This is a genomic window from Blautia sp. MCC269 (genome assembly GCF_018785655.1).
Classification (GTDB): Bacteria; Bacillota; Clostridia; order Lachnospirales; family Lachnospiraceae; genus Blautia_A.
Genome location: NZ_WQQE01000095.1, coordinates 14,303 through 16,474, shown reverse-complemented (window position 1 = coordinate 16,474; position 2,172 = coordinate 14,303). Strand labels below are relative to the sequence as shown.

The window sequence follows — 2,172 nt, the reverse complement described above, 5'->3', positions numbered from 1 at the left end:
TGGCATTTGTAGTATAAATCACTTTTCTGACCGTTGCTGAAAATTTGAAAATTGGAGAGATCGCATCCCAGTTATCTTTCGAGGCTTATTTCTCAGTACGCCAGTTTCCAGCTTACCGCCTGCTGCCTTGCATCCATAAATCTCTTATAAATACCTTCCTGCCTCATTAACTGCTCATGTGTTCCCTGCTGCACAATTCTTCCTTTGTCTACAACCACAATCTGATCTTCTTCCATTCTTTTCCTGCTCTCTCCGGACAGTTAGCTTCGTAATATGCATCTGCGATCGGCACCACCATGGCAAGATGACACAACTGCCACATATGCATATCCATTACTTTCTGATATGGTATATGAGCATGCCTCAATATCTTTGAAAATTGTTTTGTTCTTTCGGATCTATTTCCTGATATTTCTGCAAATGTTGTCGGTTGGATCATCCTTGGAGTGAATGCTGCATCAAGGATATCATCATCATTTATACTTCCACCAGCTCCAGGAAAAGCCGGTAATATTTTTCCTTTTCCAACAATGTCTTCCCATTAAAGCAATCCATTATTTCTTAAAGCCTCAAGTCTTTTACCTCTGGCATAAATACTTGTATCATAACCAGCTTCTGCGAATAAGGCGGCATACAAGGATCCAATCACACCTGCACCATAAATCAATATTCTCATAGAAATCTGCCCTCTTTTATATTGTCCTATAAATTGTCGCTGCAAATTATTAGCTGTGTCTAACTTTCGTTTTCTAAAAAACCGTGTGAAAACAAAACTGTAATTCCACACGGTTTTTTTCTTATACATTCAGTATATCACTTTTACCTGATTTATCAATTAGATTTTATCTCAATTTTATTATGCCTCAATCTCCAGAGAATCCATATTTTTCCACCCATAGCGAAAAATAGAGATCATCATAGACGCTTCACTGACTATTTCGTCCAATATTCCTGCCCAGGAGCCAACCGCAATATCATATATGATCCACAGTGGCGAATTGATCAGCATTCCGACTATACGGATTTTCCGTGCATTGCATGTATATCCACCTATCGTTGCCGCAATATTAGCAATAACCGGAAGCAGTGCCCACCATCCAGACCAGGTGAAGATCAGCGTTGTTACCTGCAATATACAAAGTACACAGCACATCCATCTTCCCTTTAAAAAATCATTTTTACTTCCCAGGCAAAATGAACGCACTGTATTCAATATATAGCTTATCCCGCCGGTCACCGCTCCTAACATTGACACTCCCCACAGCTAAAGCAGGGGGATTCTTGCTTCTCCCACTACTGCATTGGCAAACACCTTACGGTACTGCAATGTCTTACACAGTGTCCACAAGCTATATTTATACTGTTCCCGTATGCCCTACGGTACAGTTTTTATCTTTATGCAGACTGCATCTGCAGTCCTTTTTTCAGAATATTGATACTTGCATTCGTATCCCGGTCATGAACCGCATAGCATTTGGGACACTCCCAGATACGGATGCCCAGATTTTTTATCCGTGGATTTCTGTAGCCACAACAGCCAGCTTTATATTCCAGCATTTCAAAAAATTTTGCCCAGGAAACACTCGCTATCGATTTTGACAGTTTATGATTCCGGATCATCCCCTTAACATTCAGATCTTCAATACAGATGGTTTGGTTTTCACGCACCAGCATCGTTGACTGTTTCTGTAGGAAATCATTCCGCTGATTGGTTACTTTCTCATACACTCTTGCCACCCTGATCCGCTGCTTCTCGCGGTTATGGGAATCTTTTTGTTTTCGGGAAAGCCTGCGCTGTTCTCTTATGAGTCTTCGCATTGAGCGTTCCAGATATCTGGGATTTGATACCGTATTTCCATTACTGTCGGAGTAGAACGCTTTGATTCCGACATCAATCCCTATCGTTCCGCCAGCATTTGAGCGTGGTTCCGGTTCAAAATCAACATTTAAAACCGCAAAATATTTTCCAGCCGGTGTGTGCTCAATGATCACGTGATTAATCTTTTCCACTTCCATCGACTGCCGTATTTTAACAAATCCAAGTTTCGGAAGTTTGATATATCTTCCCACAATACGGATATTATCTTTTTGATTTACCGTTCTGTATGACTGGAACCGGTTATGTTTACTTTTGAAGGTTGGATAGGAAGCCCGTTTCTGAAAGAAATTCAT

At 40.8% G+C, this 2,172-nt stretch carries 3 protein-coding genes and 1 pseudogene; all 4 read right to left on the bottom strand.

The window, feature by feature from the left end; genetic code table 11:
• Nucleotides 1–92: 92 nt before the first annotated feature.
• Complete coding sequence (locus tag GPK88_RS17815) at nucleotides 93–236, bottom strand: hypothetical protein (protein ID WP_173763262.1); 144 nt, start codon at nucleotides 234–236, stop codon at nucleotides 93–95.
• Nucleotides 221–676, bottom strand: a pseudogene (locus GPK88_RS19695) (ketopantoate reductase family protein); the annotation flags it as partial. The pseudogene GPK88_RS19695 and the gene GPK88_RS17815, both read right to left, overlap by 16 nt.
• A 180-nt stretch (nucleotides 677–856) precedes the next feature.
• Complete coding sequence (locus GPK88_RS17805) at nucleotides 857–1,249, bottom strand: YgjV family protein (RefSeq protein WP_195567785.1); 393 nt, start codon at nucleotides 1,247–1,249, stop codon at nucleotides 857–859.
• 146 nt (nucleotides 1,250–1,395) lie between these two features.
• A partial coding sequence (locus GPK88_RS17800; RefSeq protein ID WP_252197812.1) for an RNA-guided endonuclease TnpB family protein occupies nucleotides 1,396–2,172 on the bottom strand: 777 nt, incomplete at its 5' end.